The sequence below is a fragment of the Streptomyces sp. NWU339 genome, from assembly GCF_003143855.1.
Classification (GTDB): domain Bacteria; phylum Actinomycetota; class Actinomycetes; order Streptomycetales; family Streptomycetaceae; genus Streptomyces.
On the sequence record NZ_QFRK01000005.1, the window covers coordinates 43647 to 59277 of the forward strand.

Annotated in this window: 11 protein-coding genes and 1 pseudogene; 10 read left to right on the top strand and 2 right to left on the bottom strand. The window is 70.4% G+C overall.

Translation table 11 applies throughout. From position 1 onward, the window contains the following. The first annotated feature begins 896 nt into the window (after positions 1-896). Positions 897-3392, top strand: coding sequence for a hypothetical protein (locus DIZ27_RS48395; RefSeq protein WP_146228917.1), 2496 nt, complete (start codon positions 897-899; stop codon positions 3390-3392). A 331-nt stretch (positions 3393-3723) separates the two neighbouring features. Here DIZ27_RS48395 and DIZ27_RS45615 read toward each other — a convergent pair whose 3' ends face one another. After that, on the bottom strand, positions 3724-3966 hold the full coding sequence (locus tag DIZ27_RS45615) for a hypothetical protein (protein WP_181383456.1): 243 nt from the start codon (positions 3964-3966) through the stop codon (positions 3724-3726). Between DIZ27_RS45615 and DIZ27_RS08390 the strand changes: the two are divergent. The 4 genes and pseudogenes from DIZ27_RS08390 to truA all read left to right on the top strand — a co-directional run bounded on the left by DIZ27_RS08390 (position 3914) and on the right by truA (position 7527). Then, positions 3914-4631: pseudogene (locus DIZ27_RS08390) on the top strand (IS6 family transposase). The gene DIZ27_RS45615 and the pseudogene DIZ27_RS08390 overlap by 53 nt on opposite strands. Positions 4632-4853: 222 nt before the next feature. Further along, complete coding sequence (locus DIZ27_RS08395) at positions 4854-5876, top strand: DNA-directed RNA polymerase subunit alpha (RefSeq protein WP_109377683.1); 1023 nt, start codon at positions 4854-4856, stop codon at positions 5874-5876. Between the two features lie 185 nt (positions 5877-6061). Next, entirely contained in the window at positions 6062-6589 is a 528-nt protein-coding gene (gene rplQ / locus DIZ27_RS08400; RefSeq protein ID WP_109377684.1) for a 50S ribosomal protein L17, read from the top strand. Positions 6590-6666: 77 nt separating this feature from the next. Then, entirely contained in the window at positions 6667-7527 is an 861-nt protein-coding gene (gene truA, locus DIZ27_RS08405; protein ID WP_109377685.1) for a tRNA pseudouridine(38-40) synthase TruA, read from the top strand. Positions 7528-7587: 60 nt separating this feature from the next. Here truA and DIZ27_RS08410 read toward each other — a convergent pair whose 3' ends face one another. After that, positions 7588-8406 (bottom strand): hypothetical protein, encoded by an 819-nt coding sequence (locus tag DIZ27_RS08410; RefSeq protein WP_375231942.1) that lies wholly within the window; start codon positions 8404-8406, stop codon positions 7588-7590. A gap of 200 nt (positions 8407-8606) precedes the next feature. Here DIZ27_RS08410 and DIZ27_RS08415 point away from each other — a divergent pair, with 200 nt between their 5' ends. The 5 genes from DIZ27_RS08415 to DIZ27_RS08435 all read left to right on the top strand — a co-directional run bounded on the left by DIZ27_RS08415 (position 8607) and on the right by DIZ27_RS08435 (position 15569). After that, positions 8607-9782, top strand: coding sequence for a CapA family protein (locus DIZ27_RS08415; protein ID WP_375231943.1), 1176 nt, complete (start codon positions 8607-8609; stop codon positions 9780-9782). A gap of 207 nt (positions 9783-9989) precedes the next feature. Continuing rightward, on the top strand, positions 9990-12284 hold the full coding sequence (locus DIZ27_RS08420; protein ID WP_109377687.1) for a HAMP domain-containing protein: 2295 nt from the start codon (positions 9990-9992) through the stop codon (positions 12282-12284). Positions 12285-12290: 6 nt separating this feature from the next. After that, entirely contained in the window at positions 12291-13922 is a 1632-nt protein-coding gene (pgsB, locus tag DIZ27_RS08425) for a poly-gamma-glutamate synthase PgsB (RefSeq protein ID WP_109377688.1), read from the top strand. 54 nt (positions 13923-13976) lie between these two features. Then, positions 13977-14459 (top strand): poly-gamma-glutamate biosynthesis protein PgsC/CapC, encoded by a 483-nt coding sequence (locus DIZ27_RS08430; protein WP_109377689.1) that lies wholly within the window; start codon positions 13977-13979, stop codon positions 14457-14459. Between the two features lie 21 nt (positions 14460-14480). Then, positions 14481-15569, top strand: coding sequence for a C40 family peptidase (locus tag DIZ27_RS08435; RefSeq protein WP_109377690.1), 1089 nt, complete (start codon positions 14481-14483; stop codon positions 15567-15569). Positions 15570-15631 lie beyond the last annotated feature (62 nt).

The window sequence follows — 15631 nt, forward strand, 5'->3', positions numbered from 1 at the left end:
CAGCCGGCAAGTTGCTTGTCCTGTCGAGGGCCTCCAAGGCCTAGGGCAACCACTCGGTCCTCAGGTTGTCGCTCTCTAGCGAACTTTCCTGGCACGCCCAAGTGCGCGTCCACCACGTCCGCCACAGCAACGCTGGCCCACCGCCTATGCCACCGCAGCACCCACCCAACACACGGAGGTGATGCCTTCCCCAACCGAATAGGTCGTGTCTGGCTGCGAGATCAGCAGGCCAGACGGCGATGGACGTTTCCCTCTTTCCCCTCGACGGGAGCAGATCATAGCTGCCAGCCAAGGGGCTGGTCTTCTATTGCCCGCGAACGGCGCGTCCCCCTCATCAGAAGACCTGGCCCAACGACCCAGTGTCCACGCCTCCACGGCGTGCTCATCCACTGCCCTCCGCGACCAGTTGAGGCGGCATGGCAGCTTCAGGGTGTCCTTGCGGGTGCTGCCGTCCTCTCCCATGCCCGCAACGAAATGGCGCCCATCACGCACCGGCCTCTATCCCCAGAGTCGATCTTGCAGGTTGACCGGAACGCGAACAGCCCGGGACTACCGATCCCGGGCTGTTCGCACTGCGCGAGAAAAGAGGGGGTCGGTCACCAAATAGCCACCTGATTACCAGCGTCACCGGGTCTGTCTCTCGTGCTTGCCCTAGCCAGATCGGACCGCGGTGACGGTGCCCCTTTCCCTCCTCGATTATGGAGCAGGTCATCGCTGTCCGTACGAGGGCTGGCTCAGTCATGCCAAAAACGGCTGATCGGGCGGCTCGTTCCAAGCATTCTGGTACGTCTCCGCGTCACCGTGGGTGGCGGGGACGAGTGATTGAAGAAGCCGGGCCGACCCCGGAGACGGGTCCTGGTGATCCGTTGGACCTGGGCCGTGGCATGCGCACGAGGTTGCAGGCGGCGCTGGATGCGCTGCTGAGCGACCGTGCTGTGCGTGGGCGGCAAGATGCCGAGCGGCTGGCCACGGTGGTGCTGCTGGCCAAGGCCCCGGTGGGTTCCTCGACGCTGCTGCTGCGGGCAGGGGAGATGGCCCGGTGGCTGGGCTTCTCCGAGTCGTACGTCGACCATCGGGTACTGCCGGCGCTGCGTGCGTCAGGGGCGGTCGAGACCTCGGTGAAAAAGAACTCCGAGGGATACGTCAGCGGGTTGGAGTGGGAGTTGCTCCCGCTGACGACGGCCCTCGACGGCCGGGGAAGCCCGCTGATGCTGAACAAGTCGGAGGCGGCGACGCTTCTGCGGTTGTGCGAGCGCCTGTTCGGTCCGGGATGGGCGCCGGTGGACAAGCCGGCAACGCCAGCCGGGCTGCTGGGCGAACGGCGGGGGAGGGGAGCTGCGACAGCGCGCCTGGCACTGCTTCATCTGGCGTTGCAAGCCCGGGCTGACGGGAGCGTTCGCCTGGTGGGCGGCGCTGTCAAGCAAGGCCACCGGCGAGTCGGTGCGACGGTGGGGCGGCTGCTCGGCTGCCCGGTCGAGGATGCCGAGCAGGTGCTGGACGACATGGTTGCCGAGGGCGTGGTCGAGGTGCACGCGTCGTCGCCAGGGTCGGGCGCGGGTGAACGGCTGGTGATCCCTGCGGTCGCGGCCGCCCATAGGCGGGCGCGGGGCTCGGAGTTGTCGTTGGTCGGGAGCGGACTGGGGGAGGGTGTGCATGAGGGGGCCTCGGATACTTCCGGCTGTGCGGTGTGTGGTGCCGCCGGAGGAGCGTCGTCCGATGCTCCTCAGACCGTGCTGAAGGGTGACGGCTGGGTCCAGGAGGGCTTCGACGTCGTCGATGAGGGCTTTTCTCGGGGTGCGGTTGGTGCACTCAGGGATCAAGACTCGCTCGCAGCGAGTCAAACCCACGCCGATATGCCCTCTGACCAGGGCAAACGTTCTCCGTTGGAGGGGGGACGCGAAGCGGCCGCTGGTGCACTACACCACGCCCCCCACGCTCCGGTGGTTGAGATAAGCGGTTCTCTCTCGCTCTCTCGTGGTTTTTCCGGCGAAGCCGATCGCGACTGCGGTGGTCTGCCGGAGCCCGCGGACGCGGGCGAGGACCAGCCGGGCCCCGACACGGTCGTCGAGGAGACGGTCCCTGGGGGGCAAGGTGGCCCGCTTCGCGGGGAACAGCAGGAAGAAGTCCGCGGTGAGCTGGGCGTGCCGGCGACACAGGAGCGGGCATCGGTGGCTGGGCCTGCGGTGTTCGTCCGGCCTGCGTCGCTGCCAGCGGGACTGGAGGCGGTGCTGGCCCCGGTGCGCAGCGTCTGGGAGCGGATCGCCCGGGTGAGTACGCAGCGGCATGTCGCTACGGCGGTCCGGATCCAGCTCGATGCTGTGCGAGGCATCGTCGGGTCCGAGCACGCCGAGGAAATCCTGGCCGAGCGGCTGGAACGACGGCTCGAGCAGCAGATGGGTCGGCCGGTCAGTAATTCGGTGGGCTGGCTGCTGGGCCGCGGTCTGCCGCAGCGGCAGTGGTGCTGGTCGCAGATGTGCGACGAGGGCCAGCGGATGGACACCGGTGGCGAGTGTCCCAGCTGCCAGGTCCTGGCCGGGGACAGCCGGGCGCTGCGCACCCGGATCACTGCCGAGGTCGAGCAGGAGATGCCCCGTGCGGCCGCGCAGGTGGTGAGGGCGGAGGTCGAGAAGCGGCTGCATGCGGCGGTGATGTCCAAGGCCGCTGCGCAGGCGGTGCGTCGGGAGCGGCAGTTGGCCGAGCGGCAGGCCCGGGAGCGGGTGATCGCCCAGCGCCGGGCGGAGTTCGCCGCGACCGAAGAAGCCCGCCGCGCGGCGCCGTGTGCCGCCTGCGGAATGCCGGATGCCGCCGGGCTGTGCCCGGTGTGCACCTGGCGCCAGGCAGCCGAACGAGCCTTGGCTGAAGCGGTGGATCTGGCTGTCATGGCCCGCGTCGACCTCACGGACCCGGCTGTAGTCGCCGAGGCGACCGCACGCTGCGCGGCCGACACCCAGGCCCTGCTGGAGCAGCAGCTCGACCGGCTGCGTGCCGAGGGCGCCGAGGAGGTGGCCCTGGGCTTCGCGGCCCGCGAGATCGCCGAGAAGATCCGCGACCAGCGGCGGGAGAGCCTGCACGACAGGCTGATGCGTTCCACCGAAGCCCAGGCGGAGGCCGACAGGGCGTACGCGACCGAGCTCCGGACCCACCGGCATCCCGGCCGGGCACCGGCGGAGACGGCGGCCGAGCGGGCGGCGGACGAGGCCCTGCTGCGCGCGGTGGAAGTCCTGCGCGCCGAGCGTGCCCGGCAGTTGCAGGCCGTCCGCGGTGAGCGGCCGACAGGTCCAGCGTCCACCGACTGGCAGAGCCGGTTCGCCCAGCTCGTCGCCCAGGAACTCGCCGAGGAGGGCACGATCGAGGCCGGCGTGCCGATGGCGGAGGCGGTGAACGCCGCATGAACCCACTGGCCATCCCACCGACTTCGGCACGGGTGGCTCGACCCGGTCCGCCTGGGCCCGCTGTACGGCACCGGGGCGTGGTGTCCCCAGGTTCGACCGGGGGAGATGCCGTGACCGCGACGACGAGGACCCGGGCTTCGAGTCCGGTGCTGCCGGTGTGGCAGCGGCGCCCCATCAGCGGGCGGTCGCTGCTGCTGGAGGGCGACCGAGGGCCGCTACGTGGGGGGCGGGACGAGGCCGACTCCGGCTACCGGCTCACGATGGCGCTCGCCGTCGTGTGCTCGCAGCCCGGCCGGGAGTGGTCACCGGCCGACTTCCACCAGACGCTGATCTACACCCAGACCCGCGGCAGCTGGTGGGCGCGCAAGCTGCGCGAGCGCAAGGGCACCGAGTACGCCGAGCGCAAGCTCACCTGCATGCTGGACAAGGCCCGGGCGTTCATCGCCGGTAGCGGCATTGTCACGTTGGCTGACCGGCCTGGGATGATCTTGGAGTTGATCGTGCCGGACAGGGGATCGCTCATGTCGTCCGCGCCGCCGTCGTACAAGGGCCACCGGTACCCGGTGGAGATCATCGCCCACTGTGTGGCTGTCCTTCCGCTTCCCGCTCAGCTTCCGCGAGGTCGAGGAGCTGATGCTCGGGCGCGGCATGCCCGTCTCCCACGAGACGGTCCGCCGCTGGTGCGCGAAGTTCGGGCAGGCCTACGCCGGCGCGCTGCGCCGCCGGCGTGCGAGGCCGGGCGACAAGGGGCACCTGGACGAGGTCTTCATCAAGATCAACGGAGAGCGGACGTACCTGTGACGGGCCGTCGACGCCGACGGCACCGTGCCCGGCCTCCTGGTCCAGAACCGGCGGGACGCCGCTGCGGCCCGGCGCTTCTTCCGCCGCCTGCTGAAGACAACCCGCACGGTGCCGCGGGTGATCGTCACCGACCCGCTCCGCTCCTGCGGCGTGGCCCACCGCGAGGTCATGCCGTCGGCCGGGCACCGCTGTCACCGGGGCCTGAACAACCGGGCCGAGAACAGCCACCAGCCGACGAGGCAGCGCGAACGCGCCATGAAGGACTTCCGCTCCGTCGGAGGAGCACAGCGGTTCCTGGCCGCGTTCAACGGCATCTCACCCCACGTCCGGCCCCGCCGCCACCCGATGACCGCCCCCGAATACCGCATCGAGATGACCCTCCGCTTCGCCATCCGGGAGCAGGTGACCGGCGTCGCCGCCCTGCCCGCCGCGGCCTGAGCACGAAAGCCGGAACCCGGCCCCACCACAGCCGACACCCCGTCAGGTACTCACACCCTCCACAACGTGACAGCGCCCACTCCAGCAAGGGCTGAGCCGGCCGACCGGCCGGCAGACGGGCGGGGTCGGGCGGTTCGGCCTCCTGGGCGGCCGAACCGCCCGTACCCTTCGGGGTGTCTACGGCGTCACATAGCGGACGCCACACACTGGAGGCCATACCTCGTGCTGATCGCTCAGCGTCCCTCGTTGACCGAAGAGGTCGTCGACGAGTTCCGCTCCCGGTTCGTGATCGAGCCGCTGGAGCCGGGCTTCGGCTACACCCTCGGCAACTCCCTGCGCCGCACCCTCCTCTCCTCGATCCCCGGTGCCGCCGTCACCAGCATCCGCATCGACGGCGTCCTGCACGAGTTCACCACCGTGCCGGGCGTCAAGGAGGACGTCACCGACCTGATCCTCAACATCAAGCAGCTGGTCGTGTCCTCCGAGCACGACGAGCCCGTGGTGATGTACCTGCGCAAGCAGGGCCCGGGCCAGGTCACCGCCGCCGACATCGCGCCCCCGGCCGGTGTCGAGGTGCACAACCCCGACCTCGTCCTCGCCACGCTCAACGGCAAGGGCMAGCTGGAGATGGAGCTGACCGTCGAGCGCGGGCGCGGCTACGTCTCCGCCGTGCAGAACAAGCAGGTGGGCCAGGAGATCGGCCGGATTCCGGTCGACTCCATCTACAGCCCCGTGCTGAAGGTCACGTACAAGGTCGAGGCGACCCGTGTCGAGCAGCGCACCGACTTCGACAAGCTGATCGTCGACGTCGAGACCAAGCAGGCCATGCGTCCGCGTGACGCCATGGCGTCGGCCGGCAAGACCCTGGTCGAGCTGTTCGGTCTGGCCCGCGAGCTGAACATCGACGCCGAGGGCATCGACATGGGGCCGTCCCCGACGGACGCCGCTCTCGCCGCCGATCTGGCGCTGCCGATCGAGGAGCTGGAGCTCACCGTCCGGTCGTACAACTGCCTCAAGCGGGAGGGCATCCACTCCGTGGGTGAGCTGGTCGCGCGCTCCGAGGCGGACCTCCTCGACATTCGCAACTTCGGTGCGAAGTCGATCGACGAGGTCAAGGCGAAGCTGGCGGGGATGGGCCTGGCCCTCAAAGACAGCCCGCCCGGATTCGACCCCACCGCTGCGGCGGACGCCTTCGGCGCGGACGACGACGCGGATGCCGGATTCGTAGAGACCGAGCAGTACTGAGCTCGGGCTCGACGGTTCGTTTTTGACTGCGGGCCCGCCGTGGCTGGTCGAGCCCACGCGACGGAGTCGCATATCGACACCTCCCCGCGCCCCTTTGGGGCGCGGGGTCTCCGACAGGCGACCGCCTGCTCGGATACTGACTCCGGTACCTGATACGGCCGGGGCAGACACCTAGGAGATACACCATGCCGAAGCCCGCCAAGGGTGCCCGTATGGGCGGCAGCGCCTCGCACGAGAAGCTGATGCTCGCGAACCTCGCGAAGTCGCTCTTCGAGCACGGGCGCATCACCACCACCGAGGCGAAGGCGCGCAGGCTGCGCCCGTACGCCGAGCGTCTGGTCACCAAGGCGAAGAAGGGCGACCTTCATAACCGCCGTCAGGTGCTCCAGGTGATCACGGACAAGAGCATCGTCCACACGCTCTTCACCGAGATCGGCCCGCGGTACGAGAACCGTCCCGGTGGCTACACCCGTATCACCAAGATCGGTAACCGCCGTGGCGACAACGCGCCCATGGCCGTCATCGAGCTGGTCGAGGCCCTGACGGTCGCGCAGCAGGCGACGGGCGAGGCCGAGGCCGCGACCAAGCGCGCGGTCAAGGAAGACGCCCTCAAGAAGGACGAGGCCGCCGAGGCCCCGGCCGAGGACGCCAAGGCCGACCTGACCAAGGACGAGGCCGCCGAGGCCCCGGCCGAGGACGCCAAGGACGCCTGAGGCAGCGCTGCTTCACGTTGAGCGGGTCCGCCCTTGTGGGGGCGGGCCCGCTTTCGCGTGCCTGAGAGGATCTGTATGTGAGTGACGAAATAGAGCCCGGACACGTCCGTATCCGTCTCGATCTCTCCTACGACGGGACCGAGTTCTCCGGCTGGGCCAAGCAGGCCGGCGGCAGACGGACCGTGCAGGGGGAGATCGAGGACGCCCTGCGGACCGTCACGCGGTCCGGGGAGACGACGTACGAGCTGACCGTGGCCGGCCGGACCGACGCCGGGGTGCACGCGCGCGGCCAGGTGGCCCATGTCGACCTGCCGGTCGAACTGTGGGGGGAGCACCGGGAGAAGCTGCTCAAGCGACTCGCCGGACGGCTCCCGCGCGACGTGCGGATCTGGTCCCTCACCGAGGCCCCCGCGGGCTTCGACGCCCGGTTCTCCGCGGTCTGGCGGCGCTACGCGTACCGCGTCACCGACCACCCCGGCGGGGTGGACCCGTTGCTGCGCGGCCATGTGCTGTGGCACGACTGGCCCCTTGACGTCGACGCCATGAACGAGGCCGCCCGGCGGTTGCTGGGGGAGCACGACTTCGCCGCGTACTGCAAGCGGCGGGAGGGCGCCACGACCATCCGTACGCTCCAGGAGCTGAGCCTGCTGCGCGACGCGGACGGGGTGATCACGGCGACGGTCCGGGCCGACGCCTTCTGCCACAACATGGTGCGCTCGCTGATCGGGGCGCTGCTGTTCGTCGGCGACGGGCACCGCGAGCCCGACTGGCCGGGCAAGGTGCTGGCGGCGGGCGTACGGGACTCGGCGGTGCATGTCGTACGTCCGCACGGGCTGACCCTGGAGGAGGTCGGTTACCCGGCCGACGACCTCCTGGCCGCCCGCAACAAGGAGGCCCGCAACAAGCGGTCGCTGCCGGCGACGGTGCGGTGCTGCTGACCCGCACCGCACCCGCCTCGCCGCTCGGCACCCCGCTGGACACCCTGCGCGGCACCTTGTTCAACGAGCTGCTCCTTCCTCCGCCCAGGTCGTGAGCAGGCCAGACAGGGCGGCCACGACCTCCTCGGCGTCGGGGCCGTCGCCGCGGCCGTCCGGGGCCAGTTCCAGGTGCAGGAAGGTCGCGTGGTGCTGCTGCGCCGCCCTGCCCTGGACGTTGGTGGTGCCCTCCAGGGGGCAGCGGGCCGACCAGCCCCGGCAGACCCGCAGCCCGTCCGCCTCCAGCCGGTCGGCCAGGACGGAGGCCTCGCCGGGTGCGCTCTGCGCGGCGCCGCCGGAGAGGACGGCGTCGTAGCGCTTCGCGGAGGACTCGGCGAAGCCGTGCAACTGGATGCCGGGCACCCCGCGCTTCTGCAGTTCCACGACGATCAGGTGGAAGGCGCTGTCCTCGCGGTGGGCCACATCGGCGTCGCCGTCGCCCGCCCGGCGGTGGGCGCCGGCCAGGACCAGCGCGCCGCCAGGGTTGTCCTCCAGCAGTCGTAGGCCGAGCGCCTCGGTCTTTCGGTCGGAGACGGGGTGCGGCACCTGGGCGTTCCAGCGGACGGTGGAGTCCGCGTTCAGATACAGGCGCCCCCAGCCCGTGCTCGGGCCCTTGCCCGAGGCCGCGACCTCGTCGTAGCGGCGGCCGGTCGCGGTGTCGGTGAGGCGGGTCACGCGCAGGCCGATCGGGGCGAGGATCTCGTCCGCCTCGCGTGCGTCCCGGTCGAGGAGCCGTCCGATGCCGCGGGCGAGCCGGTCGCGCTGGTCGGCGTCGGGGGGCGTGTAGGGGCCGTCGCGCTCGATGGCCTCCGTGTAGGTGAGGACACGGCCGCGAAGGTCCACCAGCTCCCGGGAGGCCGGAACAGTTTCCTCCGATTTCCGCTCAGAGTCGGCTTGGCAACCCGTCACTGTCAGAAAAAGTAGCAACAGGGCGAGAATTGGAGAGAAACGTGACTGTCTCGTAATGGATATTGGCGTGATGGCCGTGTGGACCGTGTGAACATGACCGAGTGACACAGCGTAAGTCTCTCCCTAAGGTTCGGGTGGCTGCCACCCTGATCGCGCTGACCGGCCTGCTGGCCTCGTGCGGTACGGCCGACGGCTCCGTGGAGCCGCAGGCCAAGCCGGGGGGACGCTCCTTCACCGTCGCGGCCACGGGTGACGTGCTCATCCACCCCGAGCTGGTCGAGCAGGCGGCCAAGGACGCCGAGGAGACCGGTGAGGGAGAGAAGGGGCTGGACTTCGGGCCGCTGCTCGCCGGGGTGAAGCCTGTCATCAGTGAGGCGGACCTGGCCATCTGCCACATGGAGACGCCCGTGGGCAAGCCGGAGGGCCCCTTCGAGGGGTACCCGGAGTTCCTGGTCCCGCCGCAGGTCCTGACGTCACTGAAGGACGTGGGCTACGACACCTGCTCGACGGCCTCCAACCACACGTTCGACCACGGGCTGGACGGAGTGCGGCGCACGCTGGACGTCATGGACGAGGTAGGCCTCGGACACGCCGGATCGGCGCGGTCGGCCAAGGAGGCGGAGCGGATCAACATCCGCGACGTCGAGGGAGTCAAGGTCGCGCATCTCTCCTACTCCTGGGAGTCGTTCCTGAACCCGACGCCCGAGAAGCAGAAATGGGCGCTGAACCGGCTCGACACCGACGAGATCAAGAGGGCCGAGGTGCGGGCCCGGAAAGAGGGCGCCGAGGTAGTGATCCTCACGGTCCACTGGGGGCTGGAGCACTACAACGAGCCCAGCGTGCCCCAGTTGCAGATGGCGCAGCGGCTCACCGAGGAGACGGGCATCGACCTCGTCATCGGCCATCACGCCCACGTCGTCCAGCCGATCCAGAAGGTGAACGGCACCTGGATCGCCTACAGCCTCGGCAACCATGTGGCCCGGCACTCCTCGCCGACCGGATTGACCGAGGAGGGGGCCATCGGCTGGTTCGAGTTCCAGGAGACCACCGAGGGCTGGGACGTCACCGCGCGCTACCGCACCACGCTGGTGGACATCCCGCCCAAGGTGGAGGACGAGGAAGAGGTGCCCGAGGGCGCGGTGCGGGACCTCCGGCTGGTGGACGCCCAGCAGATGCTCGACGAGCCGGGAGACCTGTCCGAGGAGCGGCTCGCCCGCTACCGGCTGGCGCTCGACCGGACCCGGGGCTTCCTCTACAACCGGGGCGCCCCCGGCGGCGACGGCCTGGAGCAGCTCTCGATGGAGAAGTGACAGGACCCACACCCGAAGTCCGCGTCGGGGATACAACCTTGTCGGCGTTTATCAGTCCATTCAGTGACGACGTCGCACGGCCGAGGTAGTGGTGCCCCGGCGTACGCCCGGCACTCGCGTCAAGACCAAGGAAGACCACCGGTGACATCGAGCCATGTCGCGCCGCCCTCAGCGCAGGGACAGCGCCGCAGTCGCAGACGGGCGGACATGCCCCTGCTCGGCGGCATCCGCCCGCCGATCGCGGTGCTGTGCGTACTGATCCTCGCCCTGGCCGGGCTGACCGCCAAGGTGCTCGGTCCCGGCGGCGACCCCGTCGTGCCCAAGGCGGTGCTCTCCTCCCAGCAGCACTTCGCCGAGGACGGGGCGATCGCCCTGCGCGCCTCGATCGACGAGCGGGTCACGGACCTGCGGCGCACCGCCACCGCGCTGAACGCCGGGAAGCCGGCCGAGCCGGAGGACGTCCTGTCCGACCTGGGCAGGACGTACCAGAAGTGGACCGGCACCACGGTGGTGGACCTGGAGAGCGGGGACGTGCTCGCCGCGCGTGGCGAACGCATCCCGCTCGCCTGGCTGGACAAGGAGGTCCTCACCGGAAAGACCGCCCTCGTCCCGCGCATGGTGCGACTGGAGACCGGTGACGTCCGGCTGATGACGATGGCCGTCCTCGACTGGAAGGACCGCCCGCAGCAGCTGTTGATCGCCTCCAACAGCCTGTCCGTGCCGCCCATCACGCTGGGTCCGTTCCGCACCATGGCGGTCGTGGCCAAGGACGGCGAGGTGCTCGCGACGGCCGGCTTCGAGCGGTCCGAGGCGCTCAACTCGGACCAGCAGCGCACGGAGCTCGAATTCCTGCAGAAGCAGATGTCCGACCTGTCCGGCCAAGCGGCCGAGCGGGCGGAGCAGCACCCCGTCACCGCCAAGGAGCCCGGTTCCCGCGGCTACCCCGGCGTCAGCGGGAATCTGGTGGGCGACGACTACAACGGTCGCGTCGTCACCGCCGGCTACGCCTCCCTGGCCTCCTCCGACCCCGAGGAGAAGGACAGCGTCGCGGCGGGCCTCGGGCTCACCGTCGTGGCCATGCTGCCCGTGGTCGCCGAGCAGAGCGCCGGCGCGGCGGACCGGGAACTGTACGGGCTGATCGCGGCCGGTGCCCTGGTGGTGCTCGGACTGCTGGCCGCCGCGGTGCTGTGGGCGCGGGTGCAGCGTCCGCTGCTGCGTCTGTTCCTGGAGTCCCGCCGGCTCGCCCGGGGTGACCTGACCCGTCCCGTCGGCACCTTCCGCGGCGGCGAGGCCGCTCGGATCGGCTCCGCCCTGGAACGGCTCCGGGGCCAGCTCGGCGGTCCGGGCGGTCCCGGTGGCCCCGGTCGGGCGAGCGCCGGGAAGCCGGGCGGTCGGCTCCGGTTCGGCATCCGGGCGCAGCTCGTGGTGACCGCGGTGCTGCTGCTCCTGTGGTGCCTGCCGGTCGGCCTGCTGCTGAACCGCACCGACGACTCGGTCAGCGTGCCCGCCACCATGGTCAACGACCAGCGTGACCGTACCGACCTGGTGTCCGACCGGGTCCGCCGGGCGCTGAACGAGGCCCAGGCGGACCTGGTCTCCGCCTCCCGTCTCGTCGACGTGGCCGACCGGGGCGCCACCGAGAACATGCTCAAGGACGCCCTGCGCAAGCACACCCGGTACGCGGCGCTGTACGTCGTCGACGCGGGCGGCGAGGTCGTCGCCCGCGCCGGTGGCGACCCGCACGACTGGAGCGACGACAAGAAGCTGCCCCTGGTCAGGGTGTCCGGGGAGGGCGGCAAGAAGCCGGTACTCCAGGCCGGCGCCCCCGTGCCCGAGGAGAAGGGCGTCACCCTGGTGGGTGAGGTGCGGATCGAGTTCCTCAACTCACTGCTGAAACGTCCCGGCCTCGGCGAGGTCCGGGTGGTGGACCCCAAGGGCCGCACCCTCGCCGCCAGCAACGGCTTCCTCGCCTTCGAGGACCTGCCCCGCGAGGCCCTGACCGACCTGGTCCGGGCGGGCAGCGTGCAGGTCGGCGCCGGACCCGTCGAGAACGGGCTGCTCATCCGGGACGGCGGCAACGTCACCGTCGCCGCCGCGGCTCCCTTCTCCGGTGGCGGTGTCGCCGCCGACATCGGCTGGACCGTGGTCAGCTGGCAGAACGCCGACCGCTTCCAGATCACCGCGTACGAGCGCGAGGACCGCAGTGTGCTCGCCGGCCTGCTCGGTCTCGCCGCGATCGTGGTCTGCCTGGGCTGGGTGCACCTGGTGGTCGCCCGGCCGCTGCGGGCCCTCGCCACCAGCGCCGAGAAGCTGGCCGACGGTGATCTGAAGTCGGTGCTCTACCCCACGTACCACGACGAGGTGGGAGCGGTCGTCCGCAGCCTCGAACTGATCCGTCAGCAGCTCCAGGCCCGCAGACAGAACCAGTCCCGCCGCCCCGCCGAACCCCGGCCGACCGAGCCCCGACCCGGTGAACCCCGGCTCGGCGCCGGAGGAAGGTGACCCGCCGTGCTCTACCTCTACTTCGCCCTGCTGGTCTGCTGCGTGCTCCTGCTCGTCGCGGGCATCGTCGAGCAGCGCCGGCACTACGCCGCCCTGCACTCCATACCGTCCCGGGTGCTCGTCAACGGCATCCGGGGCAAGTCCTCCATCACCCGGCTGTGCGCCGGCGCCCTGCGCGGTGGTGACCTGACCACGGTCGCCAAGACGACCGGCACGGCCGCCCGCTTCATCCACCCGGACGCGACCGAGGAGCCGGTCTACCGCAAGTTCGGCATCGCCAACGTGGTGGAGCAGATCGGCATCGTCCGCCGGGCCGCCGCGTACCGGCCCGACGCGCTCGTCATCGAGTGCATGGCGGTCATGCCGGCCCTGCAGGAGGTCAACCAGAGCAAGCTGATCCGTTCGACGATCGGCGTGCTGTGCAACGTACGTGAGGACCACCTTGCCGAGATGGGCCCCACGCTCGACGACGTGGCCCGCTCGCTGTGCCGTTCCATGCCCCAGGACGGCATCTGCGTCACCGCCGAGAAGGATCGTTTCGACATCCTCCAGGAGGAGGCCGACGCCCGGAACTGCAAGCTGATCTACGCGGACCCCGAGACGGTGACCGACGAGGAGCTGCGCGGCTTCAGCTGGTTCACGTTCAAGGAGAACGTCGCGATCGCCCTGGTCGTGGCCGAGCTGCTCGGCGTGGAACGCAAGGTCGCCCTGCAGGGCATGTACGACGCCCCGCCGGACCCCGGTGTGCTCTCCGTCGAGCGGTACGTGACCGAGGAGGGCAAGCGGCTCGCCTTCGCCAACGTCTTCGCGGCCAACGACCCCGAGTCGACGCTGATGAACATCAACCAGCTGCTCGACCTCGGCGCGATCAGCCGTCCGCTGAACGTCGTCATCAACTGCCGCCCGGACCGCGTGGAGCGCAACGGGCAGATGGGCGAGATCGTCCCCGACCTCCAGCCGGACAACGTCTTCGTCATCGGGCACCCCGCCAAGAGCGCCATCGACGCCATCCCCGCCGAGTGGCGGGACCGCGCGGTGGACCTGGGCGGCGACCGCCGGGACGCGCACGAGTTCATGCCGGAACTGCTCGGCCGCATGTCCGACGGCTCCTCCCTCGTCGCCATCGGCAACATCCACGGCCAGGGTGAGGAACTCCTGGAGTACCTGGCCGAACTCCCGGCGGACGAGACGCCCGACGCGGAGCAGCCGGCCGACGCGGAGCGGACGCCGGACCCGGCCACCGCCGTTCCCGCGCAGCAGGTGCCCCGCCTGGACCCGTTCGCCGCCTACCCGACGGCGTACGAGGAGCGCTACCAGGCCTCCCAGACCCAGGAGATCCCCGTCATCCGCCGCAACCTCCTCGCCCAGCAGGCGGCGCTCCAGGAGCAGCAGCAGGGCCAGTACATCCAGCACGCCCAGCAGGCCCAGCACGCCCAGGGTGGCCAGCACGAGCAGCAGGGCTGGTTCGCGCAGCGGCCCGCACAGAGTGTTCCGCAGCAGGGGCAGCGCGCTCCGCAGCACGGGCAGTACCAGGAGCACGCACCCGAGCAGGGGCACCGGCCGTACTACGACGGGCCCGACGGCGGCCCCTGGCATCCGACCGACGAGGACAGCGGTGGACCGCCCCCGCGCCGCTGACCTCCCGCGGGCCGACCGCCCTCCTTCCTTCCGCACACCTGCCCGGAGACCCCGTTGATCACCGCCGCCCTGACCCCCGAGATGGCCGCCCTGGGCATCGCCATAGGTCTGTTCTTCTCACTGCTGTGCTACCTCACCACCAACCTGTCGCCCGGCGGCATGATCACCCCGGGCTGGCTGGCGCTCACCCTCATCGAGGACCTGCAGCGCGCGGCGATGGTGGTGGGTGTGACCGCCCTGACCTACGCGGGCACCAAGGTGATGCAGCGACTGGTGATCCTTTACGGCAAGCGGCTGTTCGCCGCGGTGGTGCTGCTGGGCGTGCTGCTCCAGGCCACCGTGATGATCGTGCTCTCGCTCGAGTTCCCGCTGCTGTACGGCAACCAGACCCTCGGGTTCATCGTGCCCGGTCTGATCGCCTACCAGATGGTGCGCCAGCCCAAGGGACCCACTCTGCTGGCCACGGGCACCGTCTCGCTCATGGCCTACATCGTCATCGCCGCCGGCCTGTTGCTCGGCGTCATGCCCACTGTCTGACAACAACCGAGGAGCATTTCGATGGCTGGGAAAGGGAAGAAGAAGACGCGCCACATCGTCCCCGGACTGGTGGTGCTCACGCTCGTCGCGGGGTCTGGCTACCTGACCGTGGAGCTGCGCAAGCAGGAGGCGCCCGCGGTCACCGAGGTCCGCAACGTCGGTGTCCTGGACGGCAACCGCGGCTCCGGGGGCGGGTCGGACGACGACAGCAAGGCGACCTGGTCCCGGCTGGAGAACCCGGCGCGCTCGGTGCTGCGCGGTGGCGACGGGCAGATCATGGCGGTCCTCACCGACGGGTCGCGCACCGCGACGCTGACCGGGAAGGCCCGCACCTTCGAGGAGCCGACCTCGACCAAGTCCAAGGTGTCCACCCGGGACTGGGTGAGGCTGCTGCCCGAGGAGTGGAAGAAGGGCGCGGAGAAGGAGCAGTGGTTCAAGGACTGGTACGCCGAGAACAAGGACAGCGAGGAGGACGACCTCTTCGCGTTCGCCTTCCAGTACGTGGCCGGCGCCGCGGACAAGAAGGACGAGCAGGGCACGCTCTACGCCGGTGACGCCGACTTCGGCCCGCTGAACACCACCGGCGCGGAGGGCGGCGACCTGCGCCTGGAGCAGTCCGACTTCTACGACTTCCTCGGTGTCCAGTACCCCTTTCGGGACGGTGCCGTCGGGACGCCGGAGGCCATGCGGGCCAGGTCCCTGGACTGCTCCGGCTTCATCCGCATGGTGCTCGGCTACCGCGCCCGCTACCCGCTGATGTCCCTGGACAGTGCCTCCGGCGACGGACTGCCGCGTACCGCCAACGGCATGGCCCGCTCCAAGCTGGGCGCCGACGTGCTCCCGCTGACCGGGATCTCCGCGGAGGACCGGCCCGCCAACATCGACCAGCTCCAGCCCGGTGACCTGGTCTTCTTCAAGCTCGACACGCGGACCAAGGAGCGGCTGGACCACGTGGGCATGGTGCTCGGCTACGACACCGAGGGCCACCTGATCTTCGTCTCCAGCCGTGAAGAGGTGAACGGCCCGACCATCGGCGACATCGGCGGTGTCTCCCGGCTGGACGGCAACGGGTACTACGCGAAGACGCTGCGCAGCGCGAAGCGGCTGTGAGACGGCGGTGAGGCAGCCGTGAGGCGGGGGGTGCGGGGCCGGTCGGAGACGCGGTCGGCCCC

Excerpts from the sequence above, each read along its gene's own strand:
- DIZ27_RS45615 (WP_181383456.1), bottom strand. The coding sequence starts at position 3,966 with ATGATCTCCACCGGGTACCGGTGGCCCTTGTACGACGGCGGCGCGGAC.
- DIZ27_RS08435 (WP_109377690.1), top strand. The coding sequence starts at position 14,481 with ATGGCTGGGAAAGGGAAGAAGAAGACGCGCCACATCGTCCCCGGACTG.
- rplQ (WP_109377684.1), top strand. The coding sequence starts at position 6,062 with ATGCCGAAGCCCGCCAAGGGTGCCCGTATGGGCGGCAGCGCCTCGCAC.
- DIZ27_RS08420 (WP_109377687.1), top strand. The coding sequence starts at position 9,990 with ATGCCCCTGCTCGGCGGCATCCGCCCGCCGATCGCGGTGCTGTGCGTA.